Raw genomic sequence first — 24,982 nt, 5'->3', positions numbered from 1 at the left:
TTATGTGATCAAAATTTACTAATATTTTACTAGATTAAATTTTGTTTAATTTGGTTAATAGAGAAGTTACTTTACATTCATTTTAAACATTCTAAGCTAAATGTAGTTATTTTCATTACTACAAAATAACACGTAAGCAATTCACAAATATTACGTTTTCTTTGAGCTCTATTCATTCTATTTAGATATATAATTTTTTGAATATATTATTTCTTTTAAGATACAACTACTTGTAAGCAATCTAAAAATTATACATCCTATTCAATTTTCCTGAACTAAAAATCCACGACTTAAATAATGGTCTTAAGATTTTACTGAGTTGTAAAATAACTTATCACTTTTTCATAAATTAATCATGTATTTTAAATCTAGTATACGTTGATTGCATTTATAAAACGTGTTGCCATTTATAAAACAAAATGAAATTAGGTGATACCAATGGAAATGTTTTAATAAAGAATGCTTTATTGTGATATGACCAAGATTGAAAGAGGGGTAAGAAAAGATTTAACGCTTCACGACCTTTGTTCAAGTCTGGATTATAGGCAATCTTCTAGTGTTTCTAACAATTCCAATAATACCTCTAATAATTCAGGAACAAAGAGCTGCTGGCCGCCCCCTCCATCATCATGGAATCCCATTCAAATTTCTTTCTTATCGTTTGTGCGTCATGCTCCAGCTATCCCGTTGAAAAAGCAAAATATGCAGGGCCGCGGGCAACTGTACCTGAAAACCACTTCTCTAAATTAAGGTAAAATCATGAAATATTATTTAAAAATAATCTGTTGTCAACTCACATTCTATGTAATAATGATGGGTTTATCAACCGTAAAAGCAAGCCTTGATCACTATGCAAAAGTGAATTTCAGTTCCTTTTATCTGTCTTTTATAGTATTAATAATATCTTGCCTGGTGTTAGGCGCAATCTTATGTTTTTTGGTTTTATGCATCACTCCTGCCAGCAAAAGATTTACTATTATAGAATTAATAATTACATTTTTATTATCATTTTTCGTTTATATTACATCCATACCTATATTCCATTCCCATTATTCTGCGATTGTCAAGCTAATCCCCATCATATGTGGAGTGGAAATATTTAAAACGATCTACTATATACGTAAATTTATATGAGTTCGAGTCTTGATATGGCAGAAAAAATTGATTCTCTCAGAACCGGGACACAGCTCGCCATATGGCTCAGTCTGTGTCCCGACCTTACGATTCCTTCCCTTTTCACACTTCGTACTTATTCCGTAACATCATTTGGGGCAGCATCAGCATTTTATTATACAGACAGCCTAATACCAGCTGCTGCCGATCATCCTTACCGTGATAAATAAAAGCAGCATTCCGCATATGATAAGCAGCGCCGGAATGATCGCCCTATTCTTCCTCATGCTTCTCCTCTTGCTTTTTCTCTTGTTTATTCTCTTGTTTCTCCGCTTGATTCTTCTCCTGCGTTTCCTTTTGATTCTGCTCTCGTTCCCGATCTTCTCTTTTCCCTTCCACCTTGATAAAGGATATGGTCACACGGAAAAGATCGCCATCCAGGTAAATCTCAAAATTACCGTTCTGAAGCTCTGTCAGGTTTTTGGCAATGGACAGGCCCAGTCCGCTGCCTTCGGTACTCCTGGACACATCTCCGCGGATGAACCGTTCGGTCAGCTCGTCAGCCCGGATATTCAGCGGGTACTCGGATATATTTTTGATCGAGAAACGGATATATCTGTCTTCTTCCGTCAGGTCTACATAGACCCGGGTATGGGACAGCGCATATTTCGCCACATTATTGAACAGATTATCCAGCACACGGTACAGCCGTCGGCCGTCCGCCCGTACTACCATAGCTTCCTTCGGCAGGTTTTCGATCAGCTGCAAATCCTTGGCCTCGAATTTCTCGGTAAATTCCGCAGTCGTCTGATTGATCAATTCTACGAAATTCAAATGTTCGAAATTTAATGTAATGTTCCCTGAGCTTACCTTGGAAGCCTCCACCAGATCTTCCGTCAGCTGCTTTAATCTCTGGGATTTTTCATCCAGAATACGGATGTAGCCGCTGATCTTTTCGTTCTGGATATGTTCCCTTTTCAGCAGATCCACATAGTTGATTATGGACGTCAGAGGGGTTTTGATATCGTGGGACACATTCGTGATCAAGTCGGTTTTCAGCCTCTCATTTTTCATACTGTCGGCCACCGCGTTCTGCAGACCTTCCCCGATGTTGTTCACCGCCTGAGCGATTTTAAGATTGTCATCCTTTAACGACTCTGTATCCAGTTTATAATCCAGATCCCCATCCCTGATCTTTTGAATGCCTTCCATAATCACACTGCGCTGTCCCTCTTCTCTCAGAAGCAGAGCCCCCACAAAGGCGTTGAAGCCAAGGGCCAGCAATCCGAATAACAGCAGGCTTAACCGGGACCGGGCCTGGATCATAAATAAAGCCAGCAGAAAATCTATCAGCAGGAAGCCCAGATAGCTGACCAGCAGCCTGACATTGGAACGGATTCCCCTCGCTCCGCCGTACAGGGTACCGAAAAACCAGCCGAGGATACTTTTCTTCCAGAAGATACCCCCTTTGATTTTTCTGACCAGACACAGATATCCGGCCATCAGCAGCAGGTCTGCCAGAATGGATACGGTGATGGCGGACAGGATGATCAGTGACCTTACATTGTACATGGTATTCAGTACCATTACCGCAGCAAAGACGACAAAGACACCCAGTGCGGCAATACAGGCCAGGACAAATTCTGTCGGTATGTTGTCTACCGAAGACAGATGGATCTCGTCATCATCCGCCCGTTTTCCGGACACGACGGTTAGCGCGACCAAAACGATAATGTAAAGGAAAAGGGCGATCAGCCCTCCGTACATCAGGGCCTGGAACCAGGGTCTGGTCTGTTCATATTCTATTTTGGATTCGTAGAATCCATCGTGTACCGGATATGAGGTATCCACACCTACCGCAATCGTATAGTCTCCGCCTGCCAGCGCCGACAGCTGATTCAGGTTCCGGTAAATATTTTCCATAGTCACTCTGGAATCCTTATAGCTCCAGCCGTTTACTGCCTGATCCAGCGCTTTATTGAACGAATCTATATTGGACTTGGGACTTTTTTCAAAATTTAAGGACGCGGAATCCAGGTAGATATAAGCCCCCAGCTCGCGGATGCTTTGAACGGCTTCATCCGCTTCGGCCGCGTTATGAATACCGCTTATGTTACTGTAAGCTTTTCCGGTGGTCCGGTTTACTATGGTATAGCGGAGATTGCTTTTATCCTCCTGATATTTTGCCAGATTCCATTTGTACTGCTCGACTCCGTTATACGCGTTGTCAATAGCGTTGGACAAATAGCCATACATCTTGGAGGGATTTACCTCCGGATGCTGTTCCAGATACTCCTCCAGGCTGACATCGCCGACCGGCGGATAGCTCTCATCAAATTTATAATAATCCTGCACCCCCTGGACAGTCACGGAATCATCTGCCGCTTTGGAAGCCGTCACGCTCGAATAGCTGACCCCGCCAGCATCTGAAGTTTCAGCGGCATCCTGCGTATTATTATAGCTTTCATTTTCTTTCCCCTGCCTGCCCCACTTTACCAGATCTTCCAGGTAATAGCCGATGCTGCGTGTCACTTCTCCTGTAATACGGCCATTCAGCGCATAATCTTCGATATCCACGATTTTCTTCGGATTATAGACGCCGTCTGTTTCAAAATTATATTTATAATCTGTCAGCCAGATTGTGTCATAGACACCGCTCATGAATGCATCTTCAAATTGGATTGACTGCTCATATTTGCCCTGTCCGCTGAACAGGCTGTCTCCGCCCTTCATCAGCATAAGTGTGCCAAAGCAGACGGAGAGCACCATGATACCCACCAGCACCTGCTGCAGAACCAGCAGGACCGCTTTCCCCGCCGGGGAATATACAAATTTTTTCATCGTTTCCTCCTTGTGTGCGTTTTATTGCACAGAAAGGTATAGCGGAACCTTTTTGGCCTCCACCTTTCCTCCATGCGTGCGTTTTCCCGCACATAACTTATGGGTATACTTTCTTACCCCTTCTTTTACAAGGTTTCAGGACAGCTTTTCGACCTTGTATCCGATCCCCCACACCACCTTCAGATAGCGGGGTTCCTTCGGATTAATCTCGATCTTCTCACGGATATGCCGGATATGGACCGCCACCGTATTATCTGCAGCGATCGCCTCCTCATTCCAGATATTTTCATAGATCTGATCGATCGAAAATACTTTTCCCTGATTTTTAACCAACAGTAACAATATCTTATACTCGATCGGGGTCAGCTTTACCTGTTCTCCGTCCACCGTAACTTCCTTCAATTCATCATTTACTTTCAGTCCTCCGGTCTGAAATACCTGGCTGCCGGATTCCTGTATATTTCCCAATTGGGTGTACCGCCTTAACTGCGATTTTACCCTGGCTATGAGTTCCAGGGGGTTAAACGGCTTCGTCACATAATCGTCCGCTCCGATGTTCAGGCCCAGGATCTTATCCGCGTCCTCGGATTTGGCTGATAAGATGATGATCGGAAGGCTGTTATTCTCCCGGATCTTTAAGGTCGCGCGGATACCGTCCAGCTTTGGCATCATGACATCGATCACCAGCAGATGGATCTCGTTCTCTTTTAACATATCCACGGCCTGCTGGCCGTCATACGCTTTTAATATGTGATAGCCCTCCTGTGTCAGGTAAATGTCAATGGCTTCTACTATTTCTTTATCATCATCACACACTAATATATTCTGCATATTCTCCTCCATGTGTGCGTTTTCCGCACATATAGGTATACTTTACAGCATCCCTTAATGCATGCCCTTCGGGCAGGTTTGCAGCAAAACTGCAAAATTAGGTATGGGTGAAAATTGTGATCAATCTTTATCACCCCGACCTCTATTATACCTCACCGCCTTTCATTGGTCATCTGTTTTCCTGCTTTTGTTTGCTGCCGCCTGCTTTTGCAGCTTTGGCATCCCCATGGGGGAAGCATTTCTATTATCTTTTCCTATTTTCTTATATTTTAAGTTATAACATTTGAATATTAAGTTCTGTTCAAAATATTTATGAAGAATTTCTTAATATAATAAAGTACGGAAGCGGCCTTTCTCCACGCAGTTGCGGACAGGCCTGACGGTACCGCCGAAAGGTGCCAGGCCTCTCCCACACGCAACTACTGCCGGAAGCAGCGCTCATGCTTCCGGCAGTAGTTTCCGATCTGTTATTGCTTTTTCCTGGTGGATTCCCTTTCCAGTACAGAAGGCAGCGTGCTGTAATAGCGCACCGCCAGGTTGGGCTTTCTTATCTTTGACAGAATACACTTACCGGTCTGATAACCCATATCGAACACATCGATATCCACCACGGTCAGCACCGGTTTTAAAATGCGTGATAAGGGATACTCGTCAAACGTGATTACCCCAATCTCCTCCGGTATGGCCGTTTTGTGCTCCTTCAACGCCATAATACAGCCATAGGCGATATAATTGTTCGCGCATATAATGGCATCCGGCCGCTCCTTCTGGGAAAGCAGCTCCTGCGTCATGGCATACCCGCTGTCGCAGTCTGAGGTCCCGCTGCGCAGATGTCCGCCGGGAATCAGCAGGTCATGCTCATTTAGTACGGACAGAACGCCCTCCAGACGGTGTCCGCTGATCCGGTCCTCCTGCCTCCCGCCTAAAAAGGCTAACGAACAGTAACCGCACTGCAGCAGATGGCGGGCCGCCAGTTCCCCTCCCAGACGGTTATCTATATCGATCCAGCTGAAATGACTGGGAAAATCAGGATTTCCTATCACGATATGGGGTATTTCCCGGGCGCTGACCAGCTGGTCCATAGCAGGCGAAATCACCGAGGCATGCAGCACCACGCCGTCCGCTTCCTTGGAGTCCATAATTTTCTCCACAAAAGCGCAGGCTTCCCCGGCCGGAATGCTTTTTACGCAAAGCAGGTACCCCCTTTTGGCCAGCGCCTCTTCCATTCCGGACATAATTTCAAACATATGAGGGTTATGGAAGCCTGCATTTTTACCCAGTGTGGTCAAAAACAGTACCATCTTCGTTGACTGCCTCGCAAAATTACGGGCCCGGGCATTGGGATGGTATCCCAAATCCCGCATAGCCTGCTCCACCCGCTCAATTGTTGTCCGGGAGATGGAGCCGGAGCCATTCATTACCTTGGAGACTGTCGCCGCGGACGTCCCTGCAGCCCTTGCCACATCTCTGATTGTTACTGACATATGCTTCTCCTTACCATTCTTTTTTGATTACCGCGAATCCCCTAGGGCCCAGTTCCCATCCCTGCAGGTCCCTCTGCCACAGCAGGCGCCCGTCCAGCCATTCGGGCAAAAGCGCCGCCATGGCCTCATCCATATTCAGCGCCGCCAGCACCGATTCTCCCGGGAGTCTCCTCTCGTAGACATACAGCCGGCTTCCTTTTTCCGCACTCACCGTATGGAAGCTTCCCCGGCGCAGGGCCTCTTCCTCATTCCGCAGGCGGACCGCCCGACGGTAAAACGGCAGCAGCGCGTCCTCCCTGCCCCAGGGCATGGCCTGCCGGTACTCATCCTCATTTACGCCCTCCACGCCCAGCTCGTCCCCGTAAAAGACGGAGGGCATGCCCGGAAAAGTCATCAGAAAAAGCACAGCCAGTTCAAAGGCCGCCCGGTCCCCGCCGCACAGAGACAAGAACCGGCTCACATCATGGCTGTCCAGCAGATTCATCTGGGCAGACACGCTTTGTCTGCAGTAACGCATCCGCATATGGGTAACCCTCCCGTCAAACGCTGCCGCGTCAATGGACCCGGAGGCAAAGAACCGGCGGCAGTGCTTGCGGAAATCGTAATTCATGGTGGAATCAAATATTTTCCCGTCCAGCCAGTGTCCCGCGCTCTCCCAGACTTCGCCGATCAGGACCGCTTCGGGGTTCACGCTCTTCGCCGTCCTGTAAAACCTGCGCCAAAAATCGTCATTCACTTCACTGGCCACGTCCAGCCGCCAGCCGTCTATATGGAATTCCTCCAGCCAATACCGGCAGACCCGGCAGAAGTAATCCGCCACCTCTTCCCGGTCGGTCGCCAGCTTGGGCATCATCCGCTCATAACCAAAGCATTCATAGTCCGGATAAGCCTGCGGGTCCTCCGGCCGGCGTACCGGAAGTTTCAGCCGGTAGAACCAGTCCCGGTATCGGGAGGCTTCCCCTTTTTCCACCACATCCTCGAATTTGTCCCATTGCCAGCCGCTGTGGTTGAATACCCCGTCTATAATTACACGCAATCCGGTCTCATGGCATGTATCCACCAGTTCCCTAAAATCCTCATCCGATCCAAAGCAGGGGTCCACGTGGAAATAATCGATCAGATCGTATTTATGGTATTCGCCGGCTGCAAATATGGGATTGATATACAGGGTATTGATTCCAAGATCTTTCAGATAACCGATATTTTCCGTAATTCCCCGCAGGGTACCGCCCCGTTTCCCTCTAACCGCCTTTCCCCTGAATTCCTTTTGGCTTTCCCGGCCGCTGATATAGCTTTTCCCCGAAGCGAAGCTGTCCGGGAATATATTGTAAATCACTGCGTCCTGCATCCAGTCTGGCGGGCAGATCAGATCGGCCCTGTGCATATATGGAAACTGATAATATTCCGAACGGTCGTCCACTAAATGGTCGGAAAAGAAATCTCCATAGTATAAAATACGCTCTTCCCCTGCCGTCAGTTCGAAATAATAGCATATCCGCCGGAAAGGACTCACAAACTCAACTTCGTAGTAATCAAACAGCTCGTCCCGGGCCGCCGTTTCCATGGGGATACCGAAGAACTGTACCGGCGTCCGCCGGCAGGAGCGGTCCCCGTAATACAGACGGCAGCCGTCCAGATCCCCACGGGCCGCCCGAAGCCGGAACACCATGCGTTCCCCGTCCAGGGCAAAGGCATACTGCGACATGGGAATGTGTAAAACCGCTTTTTTGTTCATACCGAATCAGCCTTTCACACCGCCTGAGGTCAGGCCGGTTGTCATATTTTTCTGCGCCAGGAAGAATATAATCAGGATGGGAATGGAGACCACGATGGAAGCCGCCGCGAACACCGGCCAGCTGCCGCTCATTTCCGTAGCCTGCAGGGAGTACAATCCTGCCGCCAGCGTATAGGTATCCTCCCCGGTCATAAAATTAATGGCAAATATATATTCATTCCATACATAGATCAGCACCATCATACCGGTCACCACAATGGTGGGCCTGGCCAGCGGCAGCACTATTTTCGTCACGATCTGTACCGGCCTGGCGCCGTCGATCATGGCCGCTTCCTCGATCTCCACCGGTATCGTGTCAAAATATCCTTTCATATTCCACAGCGCAAAGACCGCCATAGTCCCTGTGTATACGATAATCAGCCCCAGCCTGCTGTTAATGAGGCCCATAGGGCTTAACAGCTTATATAGGGCGGTCATGGAAAGCAGGGCGGGAAAGGCGTACAGCAGAATCAGCAGACGCAGTACCGCCCTGCGGCCCGGAAACCGCTTTCGGGAAAACACATAAGCCGCGGGAATCCCCGTCCCCAGAGAGACAGCCAGGGCCGCCACAGCCATCATCATACTGTTGGAAAACCACCTGAGAATAGGCTCTTCCACAAATACCGACCGGTAGTTCGCCAGTGTCATCTGCCTGGGAAAGAAAGAAAAATCAGAGCCCAGCAGGCTGTTGCCGGCGTTTAAGGATACGGAAAACGCATACAATACCGGCACCAGCACGCAGAAGCATAACAGGATGAAAAAGAGATTTACCGCCAGTAAAAGAGCCGCCTTACGGGCTTTTTTCCCTGATCTGCCATACATTTACATCTCCCCCTTCCTTTTTCTGCCGGCAAAGCTGGAAAACAGGATCAGCATGAGAAATATAAGTATCGATATTGCCGAGCTGTATCCGTAATTATTGGTGATAAACGCGTTTTCATAGGCGTAGGTCAGGATCGTATGAATATGCGCCCCTGTCTTTCCTCCGGCCTGCTGTGTCAGCAGATAAATCACGTCAAACTGCTTGAACGTAGTGAATATGGTAATGATAACGGAAGGGGCGATGATGGGCTTGATCATGGGGATCGTGATATACCGCGTTCTGTTAAGCCAGCCCGCTCCTTCCAGCAAAGCGCTCTCATAGTAGCTTTTGTCTAAGCTCTGCAGCGCGCCGTCGATTATGGTTATCATAAAGGGCAGCGCCAGCCACAGATTTACCACAGTACAGCAAAGGAAAGCCGACACATCCCCTGACAGCCAGGCCACCGGCTCCAGTCCCAATTTCCCAAGCCACTGGTTCAAAAGCCCGAACTGGGAATTAAACATTCCCGTTTTCCAGAGGAGAATGGAAACATATCCCGGCATGGCCCAGGGGAAAATCAACAGGGTCTTGTACAGGCTGCGCAGCCGCAGGCCCGGCAGATTCAGAAGGCTGGCCAGCGCGTAAGCGATCACCATCTGCAGAACCATATTTACCACAGTCCACAGTACCGTTACCCCCAGTGCCTGCAGAAATCCACTGTCAAAAACCAGCAGCGCGTCCCTGTAATTTTCCAGCCCGATGATCTCATAATCGAACCAGTGGTATACATTCATATTGGTAAACGAAATATAACCCGTATATACAATAGGAAAGATGACGATCAGCAAAATCAGTATCAGCGATGGCGCCGACCATATATATGCTGTTATGATCTCACTTTTTTTCTTCGTCCGATCCATCCGTTTTTCCTCCCTTCCGGCCGGATCACTTCATCTGTCCGATCAGCCGGAGTGCTTCCTTTTGGGCGTTGGTACAGCTCTCGGTCACATCCTTGCCGCTCATATTGATGTCGGCCAGCAGATTGCCGGCCACGGTCCACATCACATCCATCTCAGGCCGGTTGGGCATGGGAACCGCGTTTTCGGCAGTCTGCTTCATGGCCATAACGACGTCGTCGGAGGTGATCTCATCCATTTCATAACAGGCCTCGCTTGCGGGAGCGCAGCCGCTGGCTTTTGCCAGATCTACCTGCAGCTGCTGATCCATCAGCATGCGCAGAACCTTTTCCACTGATTCTTTTTTCGTTTCCCCGGCTATCTTCAGCACCTGGATTCCCTGTACGCCGCTGTAGGGCGCCAATGCCTTTCCTGTGTCCTCCACTACCGGCATAGAGGCGATTCCCAGATCCATACCCGCCTGACGGAGGGTGGGGACCATCCAGGGACCCGATATGGTGGAATGTGCTTTTCCTTCGTTGAACAGCGTGTTAACCGTAGCGTATTCGCTTTCCCCGGGCATGAGGTCCACGAACTTCTTATGATATTCCAAGGCCTGTTCTGTCTCGGGCAGATCCAGGCCGGGCTCTCCCCGGTCATTCAAGAGATACCCGCCGAACCCGTGAATCCATCCGGCGCAGTAATAGGGCGTACTGTGCTGCTCCACGTAACCGTAATGACCGCCCTTTGTGTTTTCCTGCATATAGGCGTACAGCTCCTCCGTGGTGCGGGGTACCTCATCCTCCTTCATATACCGTTTGTTATACATGAATAGCAGAGTCTCATAATAGACCGGCAGCTGATATATGACATCCTGATAGGAAGCTGCCCGGATCGTCATGTCCATGTAGTCATCCAGATCCTCCCGGGGGATAAAATCAGTGATTGGTGACAGGATTCCCATTTCCGCGTAAACACCGATTTTGTCATGGGCGAAAAAATACATATCCGGAGCGGCCTTAGGATCATTCCCTACCATTTTCAGAGCCTCCGTCAAATCGCTTTTACGCTCCAGCTTTACGGTAATCTCCGGCGCCAGCTGATCCAGCTGATTTTGTAATACCTGGGCTACCGCGTCCTCTTTGTCATGCCAGATGGTGATAACCGACGCATCCGTCGTGCCTTTACCGCCGCTGCCGCAGCCGCTTAAGCCCCCCAGGGAGGCCGCGGCTATCATAAAGGCAAGTGCGGCGCTTATTATTTTTTTCTTCATACTCACCTTTCCGCCCTTTTTATACGGGCATACATCTATGATTTCTTTTTCTTTCTGACGATTATAACTGCCGCAATTACCGCCGCAGCCGCCGCGATTACCAGTATCACGGCCAGTACGGGGACAATGCTTCCCTGCCCGGGCGAGCTTTCCTGATCAGGCGGGGCGGTTTGCTCCGGCGCCGCTGTCTGGTCCGGAGCCTGGCCGGCAGGCTGCCCGGCCGCAGCCGCGTCCTCCGGTTCCTCATAATATACCGCCGCATCCTCCGGGCTGTTCACCACTACCCAGATATCCTTTCCGGGCTCGATGGAAAGGTCCCCGGTCTGTATGCTGCCCTCCGACCCATTTACTATAATGGAATTCACCCATCCCGGCACCGTTTTCTTCAGCCACCCGGTTCCGTCCTCTTCCAGCGGCTCACCGGGCCAGGCGGCAAACGCATTGGTTCCGTCCGGAGCGGACCAGGCCCACAGGCAGGGGGCCTTCCAGTCAGCGGGCGCCTTCACCCGTACGGTTATATCGGGGATATCCTCCGCATCCGGATCCTCATAACTGAAATCATAGCTGCCGTCTTTATTTACAGTCACCCAGAGATCTGCAGGATCGATGGAGATATCTTCCGTCTGTACCCCGCCCTCATTAGCATTTACGATCACAGAGTTCACCCAGACCGGCAGCTTCATCTCGTACCATCCGCTATCGCTAAGCTTCATCTCTTCTCCGGGCCACGCGGCAAACACATTCTTGCCGTCCGGGGCGGACCAGGCCCACAGGCACGGATTCTTCCAGCTGTCATCCACCTTCGCGCGGACCAGGAACTTCTCTACGTATTCCGGGATCTCTCCCTTTGTCTGCTGCTGGGTGGACAGCTTCGCGTTTTCCGCATCCTGAATGGTGATCCAGGTATTCTTGCCTTCCAGTACCAGCTCGCCGGTCTGCACGCTTCCGTCATTGGCATTGATGATCACATGATCTGCCCAGGCAGGGAGCCAGGCATAGTACCAGCCTTCATTTGCGCTGTCCGCGTCCATATCGCCGCCCGGCCATGCGGCAAACGCGTTATTGCCTTCCTCATCCCAGGCCCAGATACAGGGGTTCTCCCAGTCCTGAGGCACCTGGGCGTATACCACGACCTTTTCCTCTCCTTTTTCCGCAAACGCGGTGAGCGGTACCGCAAATACGGTCAGAAGCACCGCTGCCAGGAACAGTCCCCAATTCTTCCATCTTTTCAGCATAACCCATCCTCCTTACTTCTTTTTCTTAGTTCTTTACTTCTTTTTCCAATTTCCTCTTATATGAAAAACCGGTTGATTATGTCCCGATTTTAACATCCTTTCCTGGTAGCGGCAATCAGTATTTAGGTAACCGTTTACTCTGTTTTTCATGCATAAAAGACAGCTATTTGATTCAATTTTATATAATAGCACCAATTTTTTTTTGGATTTTTATAAAGCTTCTGAAAGTTTGTGGATTTTTAACGAAACTGTTTCCTTGCCATCGCTTTCCGTAAAAGGGGACATGTCCAAATCAAAAAGGGACATGTCCATTTCAGTTTCAGTCTGGACATGTCCCAAATCGATTTGGACATGTCCCTTTTTGAATTGGACATGTCCCCTTTTGTATTAGTTACCGAAAAGGTTTGCGAAAAAGTTCTTAATCGCATTCCATATATTTGAGAAGAAAGCGCCGATACCGGAGTTATCAAAATTCAGATCCAGATCCAGTCCGCTTAATTTGTCATAGATATCTTTGGCCTGATTCAGCAGGGTATCCACATCGATATCCAGTTCACTGAACTTCTTCATCAGAGCCAACAGCTGCTGTTTATCATTGTCTGAAAGGGTAATTTCCAGTTTATCGGAGGCTTTGTCGATCACTTCCATAATATCCTCGTCACTGTCCAGGCCATTCTCAGCCACGTACTGCTTGATGAGGGCGATCAGCTCTTCCACTTTCTGGGGATCACCGATGGTCTTCGCCAGTTCACCGGTCAGGGCCAGCTCGTTATTGGCCACGGCCAGGGAGTCCTTCGGAAGCTCTTTACCGGTCATCTGCTCATAGGCTTTCGCGACTCCTACCAGCGCCGCAGTTCCGGCAATGGGTTTGGGGCCCGCCACCACTACATTGGCATCTTCGATACCCGCGGTAACCAGAGCGTTTCGATACATATTTTCTGTACAATAATTAATGTTAAAGCAGCTGACATTGATTCCCGACCCTTTGTCCAGTTTATTAATCAGAACGGAAGACCAGGACTTGGAGCCGATCAGCTTGGAATCTACAAATTCATCCAGATACGCGTGCTCTTCCGCATTCGTAACCTGTACCACATCAAATTCACTCAGGTCACGGCCTTCCAGGCCCAGAAGCCTTAAAACCGTAGCCTTTTGGCTGTCATCAAGATCCGCTCCCAATGCCAGATACGGTTTGGATGTGGGCGGTTCCGCCTGGGTAGGCGTTTCCGTCGGGGCAGGCGTCTCTGACGGGGCCACCTCAGGGGTCGGCGTCGGATTATTGATCTCATTGGAAGCTCCGTCCGCAGGCGTAGGCGTCGGAGCCGGAGTGGGTGTGGGCGTCGCGGCCGGGGTCGCCTCAGGTGTGGGTGTGGGCGTAGCTTCCGGGGTCGGAGCCGGCGTCGCCTCAGCCCCGCCTTCAGCCGACGCAGCCTCCGCCCCTTGCTGTACGCCGTCAGCCGGCTGTTCGGTTGCAAAAGCTGTCATGGTTGACATCATAAGTGTGACCACTGCTAAAAATATGGCCAGCATCCTTTTCTTTTTCATGTTCTCTCCTCCTATAATCAGGTTCAGAATAATTGCTGCGGCTACCCGCCGCTGTTAAATACCTGACCATTATAGCACACTCTTCCCAAATATGTTTTAATAATATCTGAAAATTATATTAAATATATTTACCATATACTTTCTTAATACGGGTGTTTTCCGGCACAGACAGGTATGGGTAATCATTTTTTCCTGAACCTTTCCTTATCAACGCAAAATAATATAGATCATATAACCCACATAACAGGCTGCCATGATTATCCCCTCCATCCGGTTCACTTTCCGGTTTGACGCAATGAAGAAATAGGACATGATACTGACTACGATCAGGAACACCATATCATACAGGGATTCCTGGTTTACCATTACCGGATGGATGGCTGAGGAGGCCCCCAATACCAGCAGAATGTTAAATATGTTCGAACCCACCACATTACCCATGGCAATGTCGCTCTCGCCCTTCCTGGCCGCTACCACCGAGGTCGCCAGCTCAGGAAGAGAGGTGCCGATCGCTACGATCGTCAATCCGATCAGCGTCTGACTCAGACCGAACGCTGTGGCGATCTGTGTCGCGGCGCTGACTACCAGATTACCGCCGATGACGATCCCCAGCATACCGGCTACAATGTAAATTATGCTGACCCCGGGAGACTTCAGTGGTTTGTGATCTTCCGGAAAATCCTGAAACTCTTTTCTGGCCTTCAGCGCATCCTTTAGCGTATAAGCCAGGAATACGGCGAACAGAACCAGCAGAACCATTCCGTCATATCTGGACACGTAAGCGGTGGCCTGCCCGAACAGCACTTTGTCCAGGCACATCACCAGAAGAACTATGGTAATCAGGATAGAATAAGGGAATTCTCTGCGGATCACCGACCGCTTCACAGCAATCGGCGTCATAACCGCACTGAGGCCCGCCACTACCAGCAGGTTGAAAATATTTGACCCAATAACATTGCTGACTGCCAGCTCATTTGCGCCGGTTATCGCCGCATTGATACTGACAGAAGCTTCCGGCAGGCTGGTTCCCATCGCTACGATCGTAAGCCCGATAATGATGCTGGGGACTTTCAGCAGCTTAGCTATATTGGAACTTCCTTCTACAAAATAGTCGGCGCCCTTTACCAGAAAAATAAAGCCAACCGCCAATAACAGATACTTTAACATTTACCATTCCTCCAGCTTTTTCTAATAGTATGTGCGCTTTTGTGCCTGAACAAACGCTTCCTTTTTCCCGCTTCGCTTTTACCAACAAAAAAAAAGACTGTTTATTGCAACACAAAGCTGCAATAAAAGTCTCGCTACAACCATAAGAAGTACGCGGCCCGGATTATTCCCATAATCGTGATGACGGATCCGCATAACATTATTGCTAATGCCAGCTACTCCCCTTTATCTTTGCTAAGTATAAACAATTCAAAAGGGCCTTGTCAAGCGCCGATGACAAAAATAGAAGGAGCACACGATATCAAAAATATGGGGAGTTTAAAATGTTCTATTTTCCTAAATATTTTTTAGGTGCCCTAAAAGTTTTTGTATATATCAACAAATAACTGTGTAAGTTTCATTCTATTATCGTTTAATCTGCGAATAGCCAATTTTTTGCGTTTTGATATAATAATATTATCAAAGGAAAGAGAGGTGTATCATATGTTCCTTGTTGCATATATTTTAGTATTCTCGTTGTTAGCAGCGGAGGCTTATCCCGTTCTTCGAAACAGTTGGAAAAAATCCCGATAGCATACAGTTAAAGCCCCCGAGTTGTCCGGATCAGCCTTTCTGATTGGCCCTGACCATTCGGATCATTATCATACTGGCCCTTATCATATCGGCTCTTATCATATCGGCTCTTACAATAATTCAGTTCCTATACTGCTTTCTAACTTCTCAGAACCAGGCCGGCGCTATATTTTACCGTACAGGCCGGAATTCCTGGTTCTTATTATTTTCTTGTTCTTATTATTTTCTGGTTCTTAAATTCCTGGTTCTTATAATTTCTTGTTCGCATAATCCCTGGCCCGCATAGATTTTATCTTTCTTTTCCATTATATTGTGATACAATAAATGAAAACATTTTGCAGGAGGTTCCCCATGAACCCGAATATTTTGTATGAAGATAATCAGCTTCTGGTCTGCTGTAAGCCAGCCGGTGTTCCGGTTCAGAGCCGACAGATCGGCGTGATGGATATGGAGAGTTCTCTGAAGAATTACCTGGCTCTGAAAGGAAATTCCGGACAACCTCCCTATCTTGGCCTCATCCACCGCCTGGACCAGCCGGTGGAAGGAATCCTGTGTTTTGCCAGAACGCCGGCTGCCGCGGCCTCCCTAAGCTCACAGCTGACAGACGGTACCATGCGCAAATATTACCTGGCCATAACCACTAGCGTACCTGCACATGCCCAGGGTACACTGACAGATTATCTTCTGAAAGACGGCAGAAAGAATCTCTCCGCTGTGGCAGACCCCACCGTAAAAGGCGCGAAAAAATCGGTACTGTCCTACCAGGTTCTGGCTGTGCAGGAATCCCTCGCTCTGCTGGAAATACAGCTGAAGACCGGCCGTCATCACCAGATCCGTGTGCAGTTGTCCCATGCAGGCTATCCCCTTTGGGGTGATACAAAGTATAATCCCCAGGCCTCATCCGCTGATGAATGGCTGCAAATCGCACTGTGCGCCTATCGGTTGGAATTCCGCCACCCTGCTGCCGGTAAAGATATGGCATTTCAAATCATGCCGGAAAATGAGATTTTCCGGACATTTGCCGAATATTTGCCGAACATATGCAGCACATGTACCGATAATCTCTGATACTTACCTCAATGCCAGAACACCAACCGTCCGGCCCTGCCCCCGGACCGTTAAACCGTATAAGGTGAAAAATATGCTTACGATCGAATACTGTGGTTATCACACACACAATCCGGATCAGGATTTGATTTACCGTCCTGCCGGAACACTCAGCTATCTGTTTTTGCTGGTGCTCTCCCCCATGTCCTTTCATTATCCTGACGGAACCTGCCGGTCCGCCCGGCCGGGTGCCTGTATTTTATACTCTCCGGGTATTTATCAGCATTATCATGCAGAAAAGGAATTCTTCAACAGTTATGTCCACTTTTTTTGCAGCGATAGCATGGTTTCAGAAAAAACCCTGCGCTTCAACGAGCTGTTTTATCCGGACAGCGCGGACAGGCTCAACTGGCTGATCAAACAGCTATATCATGAATATCTGAACCCCACGGCCGATTCGGAAGAAATGGCCGATCTGTATCTGCGCCAGCTTCTGATCCTGCTGCAGCGTGATCAGCGCAAAGAAAATATTCCTGCCGAGCAGAGATCCGGCATCTACCCTGAGCTGTTGGCCTTAAGAGAGCAGATGCTCAGTTTCTGTGAGCAGCCCTGGTCCGTGGAGCAGCTCTGTGATATTCTGAACATCGGCAAGAGCCAGCTCTATCTTTATTACCGGCGTTTCTTTCACAGCTCTCCCAAGGAAGACCTGATCCAGGCCAGGCTTCAGAAGGCCCGGTATCTGATGACCAATAGCAACGTGACGATACAGCAGGCAGCGTTCGATTCAGGATTCCAGAATATCTGTCATTTCAACCGGCAGTTTAAGCTGCATTGCGGGTGTACGCCGGGTACGTATCGGGACCGCCTGCAATGCCGGTATTAACTCTTTTCTAATCTTATTACATGGAAGCTTTTGTCACAGAGAACGGCATGCAGAATTCCGCTTTCAACCTTAGCATTACCGCCGGATGAGGGTTTTACGCAGTCAGGGTCTGTCTGGGTGTTGACGGCTTTCAGGTCAGGGTGGGTCAGGACGATATGTTCTATTACCTGATAACCATCGAACTGGCGAAGATCGCAGCTTAACTCCATGGATTCTTCCAAATCTTTATTTATCGCAAATATAGTCAATGCGGCGGCTTCCCCGCATTCGGTTTCATTTAAAATACAAACGCTGTCCAGGTAGGGGGCATCGCCGTACCGGCATTCGTACACCGGTGTGTCTGCCACGGTGTGCAGTACGGTGCCCCGCCCGTATCTGCTGATCAGGGCAAAAGGATAATAGATGGTCTGTTTCCATGCTCCCGTGCCGGAGGTCATGATCGGGGCTATGACATTTACCAGCTGTGCCAGGCACGCGATCCGGACACGGTCGGCATGACGCAGCATGGTGATCATCATACCGGCTGTAAGCAAAGCGTCTTCAAAGTTATATATGTCCTCTAACTGGTGAGGTGCTTTGCACCAGGGTTCCAGTTTTTTGTCCTGCTCCTTGGAGTGATACCAGACATTCCATTCGTCAAATGAGAGATGGATCGACTTTTTCTTGCGCTTTTTCGCTTTTACCGCGTCGCAGATAGAGATTACAGAACAGATAAACTGGTCCATGGCCAGCGTATTTGCCAGAAATCCGGGGGTATCGTCTGCGAAGTTATCATAGTATTGATGCAGCGAAAGATATTCTACCTGGTCATAACATTCGGACAGAACGGTGTCCTCCCAGTCTCCAAAAGTATCCATGTAAAGCGAAGAACTTCCGCAGGCTACCAACTCTACGTCCGGGTCCACCATTTTCATGATGCGGCCGGTCTCCGCAGCGATTCTGCCGTACTCAGATGCAGTCTTATGCCCCATCTGCCAGGGGCCGTCCATCTCATTCCCAAGACACCACAGCTTTATGTTGTGGGGATTTTTATATCCATGGGCGATTCTAAGGTCGCTGTAATAGCTGCCGCCTTTTAAGTTACAGTATTCCAGAATATTTTTGGCTTCTTCGGGACCACGGGTTCCCAGATTGACAGCCATCATAGGCGCGGTACCCGTAAGCGAGGTCCAGTCCATGAACTCATTCAGACCGAACTGATTGGTCTCGATCACATTCCAGGCCGGTTCGATCTTTTGCGGCCGCAGCTCTTTTGGCCCGATCCCATCTTCCCAGTGGTAACCGGAGACGAAGTTTCCTCCCGGATAACGGACCACAGGCACTTGTAGTTCCCGGACCAGTTCCATGACGTCCCGCCGGAACCCGTTTTTATCGGAAAGCGGGCTATCCGGCTGATAGATCCCTTCGTAGACCGCGCGTCCCAGATGTTCGATAAAAGAACCGTATATTCTCTCATCTACTTCCCCCACTCTCATATACCGATCGATATGTAATACTGATTTTTTCATTATGATCCCTTACCTCCCGTTGTTGATCAGGCTTTGCGTAGTTTCCATATCTTTTACTAAAGGTATTCCATTACTATTATTAAATTATCCCATTTAGCATAAAAATTGAACTGTTTTTTATCTTTAAGTATTGACTTTTCTTCCGGTTTTTATCGTTTTCTATCAAAGAGAAGCATTGAAAATACCGGTTATAAAAAAGACGAATACAGATATACTAATCAGGAATGTTAAGATAACAAATCTGCCGCGGAGGAACTGGGTGAACATATGGATTGGAAACTGACGAAAAGAAAAAAAGCAACCCTTGTCATTATCGGGGTAACCATCGCGGTCTATCTGGGTATGAAATACCTGCTTCCACTGGTTATTCCATTTTTAATCGCTCTATTCCTGGCACGTTTCATGCAGCCCCTTATCCGGAAAATCCGAAAGAAAGTTAAAATCAACAGCGGCCTCCTGGCGGGAATCTTTCTGTTGATCGCCGGCAGCATCCTATTCTTTCTTCTGTTTCTTCTGACGGAAAAACTGATCTCCCAGATCGTGTACCTGCTGAATCATCTGAGTGTGTACGAAAGCCGTCTGCGGAATATCCTCTACGGCTGCTGCTGCTGTCTGGAGGACTGGTTCAAGATACCGGCGGAACAGCTGCAGAACGTAATACTGGAAAACATCACGGTCTTTATTGAAAATCTCCAGGTAAATCTGATTCCCACCATTATGAACGAATCCGTGAATTACATCCGGATATTTGTAGAAATACTGGGCGTAGTCCTGATTACGGTCATTTCCACCATATTGATCGCCAAGGACTTCGATAAGCTGAAAGCGTGTAACAGCAAATATTTCTATTACCGTTACATCCAGAACCTGGGACACCACCTGATGGCTGCAGGCGGTTCCTATATGAAAGCGCAGCTACTGATTATGACCATCATCGCCGTCATCTGCATCCTGGGCCTCCTGCTCCTGAAAAATCCCTATGCGCTTCTGGTCGGCATAGGCATCGGCCTTCTGGATGCCCTTCCGGTCTTTGGTACCGGTTCCGTACTGATTCCCTGGGTCATAATAGAACTTCTGCGGGGGAACTTTTTCCAGGCCGCTATCCTGTTCAGCCTCTACATCATATGCAGCTGCACCCGTGAATTCCTGGAACCAAAATTAATCGGAGATAAGCTTGGCTTTCCGCCGGTCGTCATCATCATAACCATTTATATCGGCCTGAATCTCTTCGGTATCCCCGGCGTTTTCCTGGGCCCCATCTCGCTGCTTCTGATCGGAGAAATTGTCCGGGAGATCTTCATCCACTATAGTTTAAGTTTAAAAAAATAAGCCATTTGGCCGACTGGCCCGGCCGGCTTCGGTATCTATTTTCTGATATGAAGCATGACACGTTCTCCTTTCTGATCGTGGTCGCCATTGAAGTAAAAACAACCAAAAACAAATAAGAGCCGAACAAAACAGGAGAATTGCTAACTGCCTTATCGATGAAACCGTACGCGGAAACATCATCACCAATTAGTTATTCAACCCATTCGCCCGGCTCTTACAGGTACGCCTGTAACGCCAATCTGTACCATTTAATAATAATAAAAATGAAAGGTCAAGCACAGCTTCATTCTGCCAGAACAGCTTCATTCTGCCAGAACAGCTTCATTCTGTTAAAAGTTTCATCCGGTTCCGGCGTCTCTGCTCCGGCCCCTAAGATCCCTATCTAAATCTCATACCACCGTATCTCATTCGCCTCCAGCTCCAGCCGGAAACTATTCTGGTCACCAGTGTATATCGTCGTAGCCTGAGGTTCATAGGTATTGTTGACGACGCAGTATTTTCCGCTGTCCACGTAAGCATGAACCTCCACATTAAAGTTACTGCTGAACCATTTATGAAGATTCTCCTCATCGTGGGTGCTCCACAGAATAGAGCGGTAGAGCAGGCGGTTATTCTCAAAGCTGTAGGGCAGCCCGCTTAAGTACACGGCTCTTCCCTGCCCGAAATCATGAACAGCCATCTGGACCTCCTGGTTACGCTGTACCAGGACGGTGGTATCCTCCAGGGCGAAGATGTTTTTCTTGCCCTCTCCAAAATCTACCGGGCCTGTACAGTCCTCCAAAATGAAGTGGCTGTGCTCTTCCCAGTTGTATTTGTCATAGCCCAGCGTAAAGTCCCGTTCTTCCTCCACGCCGAATACGTTAGCCAGCTGGATGAATCGGCCGTTGGCCTGATGGCCCGTAGGTTCTCCGACACCGATCAGTCCTCCGCCCTGATGGACAAATTCTTTTACGGAGGAGACGATCACCGGATCACACCACCATTCACCGCCGGTGTAAGCGGTGTCCGCGTCCCCTACGTTTAACAACACATCGATGTCCTGCAAGATGGACGGATCTTTTTTGATATCCTCGAAGCTGATGAAGCGGACATCGAAGGGAGCTCCTGACAGAGCCTCGATGACTCCGGCGTAGGAATAGTTCTGTTTGTGGTAAATGGCGTGATGAACCATGTGGTTGCCCCAGGCTCTCATCTTGCCCCAGCAGTTTAAGACCGCAACGGTTTTGATGCAGTAAGGCGTTGTGCCCTTGATGTTTTTATAGAGTTCCCGGAACTCGTCACATACGGATTCTACGTAATCCACGAAGTCGGGAAATTGGGTCGCTAATTTGAGGTATCCGCCGTAGCCGATCCGGTCCACGGGTTTCCGCAGGATCGCCCGCCGGGCTGTGACCCACCCTTCCTTGGCCAGTTTGACCGGATTGCCTCCCTCGTAGAAGGTGTCCGGGAAGAAATAGGGTAAAAGGCGGCCTTCTGTATAGTTTACGCCCTGGATATCGCTGATCAGACGCAGTGTCGCGCCGTTTCCGACACTTCCCACCACAGCGTCCAGCCCCAGTGTTTTGAACTCTTCCATAAACGGCTCGGTGCCGATCCAGTGGTCTCCCAGGAACATCATGGCTTCCCGGCCGCACTCATGGGTAATGTCCACCATCTCCCGCACGATCTTCGCCACCTCCCGGCGCTGGAACGCCTGGAAGTCCCGGAACTCCTTCGTGGGAATCCGGTAGTTATTATTATAATAGCCCTGGTCGATGATGTATTCCGGCCGGAAGGGATAACCCGCCTCTTTTTCGAACTGCTCCAGAATGTACGGGCTCACCGATGCGGAATATCCATACCAGTCCACGTATTTCTCCCGCGCCAGCTCGTCAAAGATCAGTGTGAACTGGTGGAAAAACGTGGTAAACCGCAGTACATTTACATAAGGATGATCCTCAATAAATTTTCTGAGCCGCTTCATGGTATAGGCGTGGGTCTTTGGCTGACGGACATCGAAGGTAATCTGATGCTCCACATTTTCCCAACTGTTGGTAACTGCGTTGTACATATGAACCGGGTCCCACATGATATAGGCCAGAAAGCTCACGGTGTAGTCGTGGAACGGCTCGGTCTGAACCGTCACGTCCCCGCCCTTTTCGTCATAGCTCCATTTATCTGCGGGAACCACTTTCCCGGTGGTCCGGTCGATCACTTCCCACCAGCGGTTGATATCATCCCTGCTGTTGGGGGTCAGCATATCGGGATAAAGTCCTTTCATCAGATGGACCTTTAGACTTCTGCCCGTCGCTGTGTAAAAAGGTGTCATTATATACATCTGCTGTATTTCATCCGGATTGGCCATCGCCCATGCGTTATCTTTACGTGTAGTGTAATAAGTCGAATATATTTTAGCGTCCACTTCCCGAAGCTCTTTGGGAAAGTCAGTACCATCACAGTCTCTGACTGCATCTGCCCCCCAGCGCTCCATCAACGTCAGAGTTTCCGGTATGACGTCAATGTCGGTCGGTATGGTGACACGGCCTTTCGTATGTTCCATATGAAAAGTCCTCCTGATAATTCCGGATTCTTAACTCCGGGTTATTTATATTTGCGGTTATAGAACCACAGCAGCACTACCAGGCCGGCCAGTCCCAGAAGCATGACTCCCAGTCCGGCTGCGCCCACGTTCTTCTGTCCGATGACCACCAGGGAAAGGCTGATGATAAATACGACCAGAACCACCAGTGCGGTTACGATTTTCTTTGCAGTTTCACTCATAATGTCAACCCCCTTATCCTTTCAAACCGCCGAGGGTCATACCCTGGGTCAGCTTCTTCTGAACACAGATGTAGAGTATCAGGGTGGGTACCATAACGATCACCAGGCCGGCATACAGCTGCCCGTACTGCACCGCAGACTTCTGCGCCGCCATCAGATTCATCAGGCCCACCGGAAGGGTTTTCAGTTCCGGTTTCGTCAGCAATGTCATGGAAATGATATACTCATTCCAGAATGCCAGGAAGTTGAACAGAATGACGGTTACCACGCTGGGTTTGGCCATGGGCATGATAACCTGTATCATTGTTCTGGCGTATCCGGCGCCGTCCACATACGCCGCCTCCTCGTAATCCTTGGCCAGCGATTTGAAATAGCCGGACAGCAGATAGATGGTAAACGGCAGGGCTGTCGACGCGTACACCAGCGCCAGTATGAACAGATTGTTCAGGAAAAATGGGTGGCCCGTCCACTGACGCAGCACTTTATCCCCGTTATTTAACATCAGGAAAATGGGTACCACGATGTAGTTTACGTTGATGAACAGTCCGGCCATAAACAGCACATTCCACAGGCCGCTGCTTTTGAACTTAAAACGGGCCAGTACATAGGCGGCCGGCAGCGCGATCACGATCAAAAGCGCAATACCGATAGCTACGACGATCACAGAATTTAACATGTAAGAACCCATGTTGGCTTTCTGCCAGGCGTCCGCGAAATTCGCCAGGTGAATCCCCTGGGGCAGCGCCCATGGATTTCCGTAGAACTCGGAGTTTTCCTTGATGGAAGCAATGAAAACCCAGGCGACCGGTACGATAATCATGACGGCCAGCAGGCTTAATACGATATAGATTCCCGCTTTATAAGCTTTTGGGCTGCCCGTCTTTAAAGCATTTTTATTTTCTTTCATTCCGATTCACCTCCCTTAGAATTCAAGCTCTTCACGCTTGGTTACGGCATTCAGGACGCCGGCCAGCGCAAATGAGAACAGGAACACCATAACGCCGATGGCCATACCGTATCCATATGAGGAGTTCGTATAGGCCTCCTGGTACATGTAGCTTAAGAACACACTGGAAGCCCCGTCCGGTCCGCCGTTGGTCATGGCTTTTACGAACAGGAAGCTCATGTTGATCGTACTGATGATAAAGAACGTCAGCGTGGTCCGTATATTGGTCCAGATCAGCGGAATCGTAATGGTAAAGAACTGTTTGATTCTTCCGGCTCCTTCCATGCTGGCCGCTTCATAGAGGCTTTCCGGTATATTCGCCATGCTGGCCATATACATGACCATATAGTAACCGATGGCCTGCCATATCATAGCGATGACGATGCTGTAGATTACGATCTTCTGGCTGCCCAGCCACAGGATCGGGTTATCGATGCCGTTCTGTCCCCGGAACAGGTTCAAAAATGAATTGAGAAGGCCCTGGTTCGGGTCGTAGATCGCGGAAAAGATCGCGCTGATGACGACTACGGACAGAATATTGGGGATATAAAAAATAACCCGGTAAAAATTCTGGCCTTTGATTTTCTCACGGGTCAGCATAGCCGCGAAGAGTAGTGCCAGCCCGAAGGTAACGATGGTCACGATCACGATGAGCAGTATGGAATTCTGGAATGCCTGATAAAATTTATCACTTTGGAAAAGCTTCTGAAAGTTCTGTAATCCTACAAAGGTTTTATCATCCGTATACCCGCCCCATTTGAACATGGACATGCGGAAAACGTCTATCGTGGGAATTATCATAAAGATAAAAAACAGGATGACGGCCGGAGCAAGACAGAAAAAAATAAATCTGCCTCTCCCTTTTTGTTTATTCATTGCTTCATCTCCAATCTTTGGGATCTGCGGACAAGAAAGTATTTCCTGTCGAATAAAAAGTATTTCGCTGGCAAGCGCTTTCCTGTCGAATAAATAAGG

The 24,982-nt window shown here is 48.9% G+C and carries 18 protein-coding genes; 3 read left to right on the top strand and 15 right to left on the bottom strand.

Going from position 1 to position 24,982, the window contains the following annotated elements; translation table 11 throughout:
* Positions 1-1,386: 1,386 nt before the first annotated feature.
* The 10 genes from ABC831_RS07600 to ABC831_RS07555 form a co-directional block, all read right to left on the bottom strand.
* Positions 1,387-3,954 (bottom strand): sensor histidine kinase, encoded by a 2,568-nt coding sequence (locus ABC831_RS07600; RefSeq protein ID WP_343247616.1) that lies wholly within the window; start codon positions 3,952-3,954, stop codon positions 1,387-1,389.
* A gap of 135 nt (positions 3,955-4,089) precedes the next feature.
* Positions 4,090-4,785 (bottom strand): response regulator transcription factor, encoded by a 696-nt coding sequence (locus ABC831_RS07595; RefSeq protein ID WP_343247615.1) that lies wholly within the window; start codon positions 4,783-4,785, stop codon positions 4,090-4,092.
* 467 nt (positions 4,786-5,252) lie between these two features.
* Entirely contained in the window at positions 5,253-6,269 is a 1,017-nt protein-coding gene (locus tag ABC831_RS07590) for a LacI family DNA-binding transcriptional regulator (RefSeq protein WP_343247614.1), read from the bottom strand.
* A 10-nt stretch (positions 6,270-6,279) separates the two neighbouring features.
* On the bottom strand, positions 6,280-8,004 hold the full coding sequence (locus ABC831_RS07585; RefSeq protein ID WP_343247613.1) for a glycoside hydrolase family 13 protein: 1,725 nt from the start codon (positions 8,002-8,004) through the stop codon (positions 6,280-6,282).
* A 6-nt stretch (positions 8,005-8,010) separates the two neighbouring features.
* Positions 8,011-8,865, bottom strand: coding sequence for a sugar ABC transporter permease (locus ABC831_RS07580; protein ID WP_343247612.1), 855 nt, complete (start codon positions 8,863-8,865; stop codon positions 8,011-8,013).
* A complete protein-coding gene (locus ABC831_RS07575) occupies positions 8,866-9,765 on the bottom strand; it encodes a carbohydrate ABC transporter permease (protein ID WP_343247611.1) in 900 nt (299 codons plus the stop codon).
* A 25-nt stretch (positions 9,766-9,790) separates the two neighbouring features.
* A complete protein-coding gene (locus ABC831_RS07570) occupies positions 9,791-11,014 on the bottom strand; it encodes an extracellular solute-binding protein (RefSeq protein ID WP_343247610.1) in 1,224 nt (407 codons plus the stop codon).
* Between the two features lie 35 nt (positions 11,015-11,049).
* On the bottom strand, positions 11,050-12,249 hold the full coding sequence (locus ABC831_RS07565) for a starch-binding protein (RefSeq protein WP_343247609.1): 1,200 nt from the start codon (positions 12,247-12,249) through the stop codon (positions 11,050-11,052).
* Positions 12,250-12,636: 387 nt separating this feature from the next.
* Complete coding sequence (locus ABC831_RS07560; protein ID WP_343247608.1) at positions 12,637-13,794, bottom strand: DUF1002 domain-containing protein; 1,158 nt, start codon at positions 13,792-13,794, stop codon at positions 12,637-12,639.
* A gap of 207 nt (positions 13,795-14,001) precedes the next feature.
* The gene (locus tag ABC831_RS07555) at positions 14,002-14,961 is read right to left on the bottom strand and encodes a calcium/sodium antiporter (RefSeq protein WP_343247607.1); all 960 of its coding nucleotides are present in this window, start codon (positions 14,959-14,961) and stop codon (positions 14,002-14,004) included.
* 924 nt (positions 14,962-15,885) lie between these two features.
* Between ABC831_RS07555 and ABC831_RS07550 the strand changes: the two genes are divergently transcribed.
* Both ABC831_RS07550 and ABC831_RS07545 read left to right on the top strand, forming a co-directional pair.
* Positions 15,886-16,602, top strand: a complete 717-nt coding sequence (locus tag ABC831_RS07550) for an RluA family pseudouridine synthase (protein ID WP_343247606.1) — start codon at positions 15,886-15,888, stop codon at positions 16,600-16,602.
* Positions 16,603-16,675: 73 nt separating this feature from the next.
* Positions 16,676-17,464, top strand: a complete 789-nt coding sequence (locus ABC831_RS07545) for a helix-turn-helix domain-containing protein (RefSeq protein ID WP_343247605.1) — start codon at positions 16,676-16,678, stop codon at positions 17,462-17,464.
* Here ABC831_RS07545 and arfA read toward each other — a convergent pair.
* Positions 17,461-18,972: an arabinosylfuranosidase ArfA gene (arfA, locus tag ABC831_RS07540; RefSeq protein WP_343247604.1), complete on the bottom strand. Its 1,512-nt coding sequence runs from the start codon at positions 18,970-18,972 to the stop codon at positions 17,461-17,463. The two genes, ABC831_RS07545 and arfA, sit on opposite strands and share 4 nt — an antisense overlap.
* Before the next feature lie 267 nt (positions 18,973-19,239).
* Here arfA and ABC831_RS07535 point away from each other — a divergent pair, with 267 nt between their 5' ends.
* The gene (locus ABC831_RS07535) at positions 19,240-20,301 is read left to right on the top strand and encodes an AI-2E family transporter (RefSeq protein ID WP_343247603.1); all 1,062 of its coding nucleotides are present in this window, start codon (positions 19,240-19,242) and stop codon (positions 20,299-20,301) included.
* Between the two features lie 382 nt (positions 20,302-20,683).
* Here ABC831_RS07535 and gnpA read toward each other — a convergent pair whose 3' ends face one another.
* From gnpA to ABC831_RS07515, 4 genes are read right to left on the bottom strand one after another with little or no spacing between them, the layout of a single operon-like run.
* Positions 20,684-22,840 (bottom strand): 1,3-beta-galactosyl-N-acetylhexosamine phosphorylase, encoded by a 2,157-nt coding sequence (gene gnpA / locus ABC831_RS07530; protein WP_343247602.1) that lies wholly within the window; start codon positions 22,838-22,840, stop codon positions 20,684-20,686.
* Positions 22,841-22,881: 41 nt separating this feature from the next.
* Positions 22,882-23,061, bottom strand: a complete 180-nt coding sequence (locus tag ABC831_RS07525) for a DUF6903 family protein (RefSeq protein WP_158351269.1) — start codon at positions 23,059-23,061, stop codon at positions 22,882-22,884.
* Between the two features lie 13 nt (positions 23,062-23,074).
* Positions 23,075-23,968 carry a carbohydrate ABC transporter permease gene (locus ABC831_RS07520; RefSeq protein ID WP_343247601.1) on the bottom strand — a complete coding sequence of 298 codons (894 nt, stop codon included), beginning with the start codon at positions 23,966-23,968 and terminating at the stop codon, positions 23,075-23,077.
* A gap of 15 nt (positions 23,969-23,983) precedes the next feature.
* Entirely contained in the window at positions 23,984-24,883 is a 900-nt protein-coding gene (locus ABC831_RS07515) for a carbohydrate ABC transporter permease (protein WP_343247600.1), read from the bottom strand.
* Between the last annotated feature and the right edge of the window lie 99 nt (positions 24,884-24,982).

This window comes from Diplocloster hominis, assembly GCF_032380655.1.
Lineage (GTDB): Bacteria > Bacillota > Clostridia > Lachnospirales > Lachnospiraceae > Diplocloster > Diplocloster hominis.
Note: the sequence above shows the minus strand (reverse complement) of the source record. Positions and strands in the feature narration are given on the sequence as shown.